We start from the raw sequence: 5717 nt of genomic DNA on the forward strand, positions 1-5717 counted from the left end.
CAGCTGGCTGGTGTTGCTGAGCCGGTGCAGGTGGTGGTGGAGCGGGTCCAGTTGCCGTGGAGGGATGAGGACCTGTCCGGGCTTGGGGCGGTGGAAGCCCAGGCGGCGTTGGAGGAGTTGGAGGTTGCGGAGCGGGGACGGCGTTTCGATCTGGCACAGCCGCCGCTGCTGCGGGTACTGCTGGTCAAGCTGGGCGAACAGCGCCACCGCATGGTAATCACGCTGCACCACATTGTGCTGGACGGGTGGTCGCTGCCGATCCTGATGCGTGAGCTGTGGGCCTGTTACGACGCTGGTGGACATGCCAGTGGGCTGCCTCCGGTGCGTGGGCACCGGGAGCATCTGGCGTGGCTGGCGAGGCAGGACAAGTCCGCCGCACGCGACGCCTGGCAGCAGGCCCTCGCCGGCACCGACGAACCCACCCTCATCGCACCCCACGTGTCGACCAACACCCCTGTGCTGACCCGCATTCTCACCACCGAGCCGGGTGAGAGGCTGGCCAGGTCCCTGAGGGAGACGGCTCGCAGGTACGGCGTGACCGTGAACACCGTGCTGCAAGCCGCCTGGGCGGTAGTGGTTGGCCAACTGGCCCGGCGCCACGACGTGGTCTTCGGCGCAACGGTGGCGGGACGGCCTGCGGAGTTGCCGGGCATGCAAGACATGCTCGGGCTGTTCCTCAACACGGTTCCGGTACGAGTGCGACTGGACCCGGCGCAGACCGTCGCCGACATGCTGACCGGTCTCCAGGCGCAGCAGTCCGCGCTGCTGGACCACCAGCACCTGAGCCTGAGCGAGATCCAGCGCATCACCGGGCCTGGCGCCACTTTCGACACCCTCATGGCATTCGAGAACTATCCGGGCGATCCGTCGGCCCCGCCTGCCTTGGACGCGGTCACGCTCACCGGCACCGGCCTGCGCGAGTCGACGAACTTCGACCTGACGCTCGGCGTGAACCCGGATGACCTGGCGCTGCGACTGGACTACCGCCCCGATGTGCTCGACGAGGACACGGTTCGGGCTCTGGCTGACCGGCTGGTGCGCATCCTGCAGCAGATGGCGGACAACCCGCAGGCGCGGTTCGGTGACATCGACGTCCTCGGTGAGGCCGAGCGTTCGCGGGTGGTGGAGGAGTGGAACGACACCACGAGGGCTGTGCCGGCAGGGTCGGCACTGTCTCGGTTCGAGGACCAGGCGCGGCGGTCACCGACGGCGGCGGCTGTGCGGTGCGGCGAAGAGGTGCTCTCGTACGGGGAGTTGGATGCTCGGGCGAATCGGCTGGCGCGGTATCTGAGGGGGCTGGGGGTCGGGCCGGAGTCCCGGGTCGGCCTGTGTCTGCCGCGCGGTGTCGACATGGTCGTGGGTGAGTTGGCGGTGTGGAAGGCCGACGGCGCCTTTGTGCCGCTGGACCCTGAATACCCGGCGGACCGGCTGGTGTTCATGGTTGCCGACAGTGGCGCGGCGGTGGTGCTCAGCACCTCCGAGGCGCTGGACCGGCTGCCGTTCGACGCCGTGCTCCTGGATGAGGTGGCAGACGCGATTGCCGCGGAGTCCGGGGAACCGTTGGGGTCGTCGCCGGAGCTAGACCAACTGGCGTACGTGATCTACACATCGGGCTCCACCGGCCGCCCGAAGGGTGTGGCGGTTGCGCACGGTGGCCTGGTGAATCTGGCGGAGGCGATGCGGCCGGTGCTGGGCGTGGATGTGGGTGTCACCGCGCTGCAGTTCGCGTCGTTCAGCTTTGACGCGGCTGTGCTGGATGTGGTGGTGACGCTGGCTGCGGGCGGGACGCTGGCGATTGCCGGGAGTGAGGAGCGTACGGATCCTGCGGTGTTGGCGGAGATGATCCGTGCGGCGGGTGTGAGCGTGGCGAGTGTGGTGCCGTCGTTGCTCGGGGTGTTGGACCCGGCGTCGGTGCCCGGGGTGTCCAACTGGGTGTTGGGCGCTGAGCGGTTGAGTGCCGACCTGGCTGCGCGATGGCGGGGGCAGGCTCGGGTGTGGAACACCTATGGCCCCACCGAGGCCACCGTCATCACCACCGTCACACCGCTCGGCGAGGGCATCACCTCGCAAGACGCACCGCCCGCGATCGGCCGCCCGCTCGCCAACACCCAGGTTTATGTGCTCGATGACCTCCTGCGGCCTCTGCCCGTCGGTGCCGTGGGCGAGGTGTACATCGCCGGGACCGGGCTGGCCCGCGGCTACGTCGGCCGTCCGGGGCAGACCGCGGAGCGGTTCGTGGCCTGCCCGTTCCTGCTCGGTCAGCGGATGTATCGCTCCGGCGACCTGGCCCGTTGGAGCGCGGACGGTCAGCTGCACTTCGCCGGACGCGCCGACGAGCAGGTGAAGATCCGCGGCTTCCGTATCGAGCTCGGTGAGATCGAATCGGTGCTGAGTGCGCACGGGAGCGTCGGCCAGGCGGCGGTCATCGTGCGCGAGGAGCAGGGAGGCGACAAACGGCTGGTCGCGTACGTAGTCCCGGCCGGTGAGCGGGCGTCGGATGCCGCGGAGCTGCGGGAGTTCGTGGCGGCCCGTCTGCCTGAGTACATGGTTCCGTCCGCGGTGGTGGTGCTGGATGCGCTGCCGTTGACGGTCAACGGCAAGCTCGACCGCTCGGCCCTGCCCGTGCCTGCGGTGGAAGCGCGGGGCGGCCGTGTCGCCGCCACGCCGGTCGAAGAGCTGTTGTGCGGGCTGTTCGCCGAGGTGCTGGGCCTTGAGCGGGTGGGTGTCGAGGACAGTTTCTTCGAGCTGGGCGGCGATTCGATTCTGTCGATGCTGCTGGTCTCCAGTGCCCGGCGGGCGGGTGTGGTGATCACGTCTCGGCAGGTGTTCGAGCGGCGCACTCCCGAGGGGCTTGCGGCCGTCGTCGGTGTGGCGGAGGAGCTTGCACCGAGCCACATGGAGTCCGGCGTCGGTGACGTGCCGCTGACGCCGGTGATGCACGAAGTCCTCGACCGGGTCGGGGTCGACCGGATCGGGCAGGTCGTCCAGGCAAGTGTGGTGCGTAGCCCGGCCGAGGTGCGGCTGACGCCGCTTGCCGCAGCGGTGCAGGCCCTGGTGGATCACCACGAGGTGTTGCGGGCGCGCCTGGAGAGCGAGCCGCGGCGCTTGGTCGTACCGGAGCCGGGCACGGTTGCGGTTGATTCGTGGGTGCGGCGCTTGGACGCTGCCGGCCTGGACGACGAGGAACTGTCCCGGCTGATCGAGGAGCAGGCGCGGACGGCGGCAGGTCGGCTCGATCCGCCGGCCGGAGTGATGCTTCAGGTGGTGTGGTTCGACGCCGGGCCGGCAGCCGTTGGGCGACTGCTGCTGGTGGCCGACCACCTGGTGATCGACACCGTGTCCTGGCAGGTGCTGCTCCCGGATCTGGCCGAGGCCTACGCGGCATCGGCGGATGGTCGGGAGGCGGCGCTCGGGTCGGTGCCGATCTCGTTCCGGCACTGGGCGAGGCAGCTGACTGCCCAGGCCCAGACCGACGAACGGGTGGCGGAGCTGGAGGCCTGGACCGCGCTGCTCGACGGTGCGGGCGCGCTGCTGACCGATGAGCCGCTCGATCCTGCCCGGGATGTCGAGGGCACCGTACGGCAGGCCTCGATCACCGTGTCCGCGGAGGTCACGTCGGCCCTGCTGACCGGCGTCCCGGCCGCCTTCCACGCAGGAGTCGACGACGTTCTGCTCACCGGGCTGGCCGCGGCGGTGGCGGCGTGGCGCGGTGACCAGGGCATCGAGCGCGGGATCCTGGTGGACATGGAGGGCCACGGCCGTGAGCCGTTGTCCGCAGGGATGGAACTGTCGCGGACCGTGGGGTGGTTCACCGCCGTCCACCCGGTACGACTGACGTCCGGGACGTTCGATCCGACCGAGGTGCGAGCCGGCGGACCGGCAGCGGGCGCGCTGCTCAAGTCGGTCAAGGAACAGGTGCGTTCCATCCCTGGTGACGGACTGGGCTATGGCCTGCTGCGCCATCTGAACCAGGAGACCGGCGGTGTCCTGGCGCAGCTGCCCAAGGCGCAGATCGGCTTCAACTACCTGGGCCGGGTCTCGGGCCGCGATCAGGACTGGCAGCCGATCGGTGGGATCGGCCTGGGCCAGAGCCCCGACAGTTCCGTGCCGGTGATGCACGCCCTGGAGGTGATGGCAGCCGTCCACGAGCGCGGTGACGGTCCGGTGTTGGTGTTGAGTCTGGCGTGGCCGGGTCGGTTGTTGGGTGAGGTGGAGGCGTGGGGGTTGGTGGAGGGCTGGGCGGCGATGTTGTCCGGTCTGGCCGCTCATGCCGCTGATGGGTCCGTCGGCGGGTTTACTCCTTCTGATTTTGCGTTGGTGGCGTTGGAGCAGGCGCGGGTGGAGGAGTTGGAGGCGGTGTGTCCGGGGTTGGTGGATGTGTTGCCGGTGGCGCCGTTGCAGGAGGGTCTGCTCTTTCATGCCTTGTATGACGAGCAGGGCACGGATGTGTATGTCGAGCAGATGCTGTTGGACCTGGAGGGGCCGCTGGATGCGGTGGTGTTGCGGGGGTCGTGGCAGGCGCTGATCGACCGGCATCCGAGTCTGCGTGCGGGCTTCCGGCAGCTGGCTGGTGTTGCTGAGCCGGTGCAGGCGGTGGTGGAGCGGGTCCAGTTGCCGTGGGGGGAGGAGGACCTGTCCGGGCTTGGGGCGGTGGAAGCCCAGGCGGCGTTGGAGGAGTTGGAGGTTGCGGAGCGGGGACGGCGTTTCGATCTGGCACAGCCGCCGCTGCTGCGGGTGCTGCTGGTCAAGCTGGGCGAACAGCGCCACCGCATGGTGGTAACGCTGCACCACATTGTGCTGGACGGGTGGTCGCTGCCGATCCTGATGCGTGAGCTGTGGGCCTGTTACGACGCTGAGGGGAGCGGGGCCGGTCTGCCGCCGGTGCCGGACTACCGGCAGTACCTTGCGTGGCTGGCGAGGCAGGACAAGTCCGCCGCACGCGACGCCTGGCAGCAGGCCCTCGCCGGCACCGACGAACCCACCCTCATCGCGCCGATCGACCGGGATACGGAAGCCGGTTCCGCTGTTGCCTCCGCCGAGGCGAACGAGTCGCTGCGCACAGCCCTCGACGAGCTGACTCGAAGGCAGGGCGTCACCCTGAACACGGTGGTGCAGGCTGCCTGGGCGCTGGTGATCGGGCAGTTGGCCGGGCGGCACGACGTGGTCTTCGGCGCCACAGTGGCGGGACGACCCGCCGACCTGCCGGGCATGGAGGACATGCTCGGTCTCTTCATCAACACCATCCCGGTACGGGTACGGCTGAACCCCGCGCAGCGTATGGCCGATGTGCTGACTGAGCTGCAGGCACAGCAGGCAGCGCTGCTGGACCACCAGCATCTGAGCCTGGCCGAGATTCAGCGGCTGGCCGGTCAGGGCGCGGTGTTCGACACGCTGCTGGCGTTCGAGAACTTCCGCTCGGGGGCCAACGGTCTGCATCCGTCGAGCGAGGACCCGGAGAACCGCGGATCCCGAGGCGTGCGCCTTGTCGCGGCCGGCATGCGCGAATCCATGAACTATCCGCTCGGTCTGGTGGTGGATCCGATCGACGGACTGCGGATGGAGCTGACCTACCGCACGGACCTCTTCGACGAGGCTGCGGCACGGGCTCTGATCGACCGCCTGCTGTGGGTGTTGGAGCGGGTGGTGGGGGATCCGTGGGGGTTGGTGGGGCGTGTTGGTGTGTTGGGTGGTGTGGTGCGTGAGCGGGTGTTGGGGGA

At 69.3% G+C, this 5717-nt stretch carries 1 protein-coding gene; it reads left to right on the plus strand.

Annotated features, from left to right (window positions below; translation table 11 throughout):
• A partial coding sequence (locus ACZ4EG_RS46525; protein ID WP_467795051.1) for an amino acid adenylation domain-containing protein occupies positions 1–5717 on the plus strand: 5717 nt, incomplete at both ends.

The organism is Streptomyces sp. NPDC025638, from assembly GCF_055558775.1.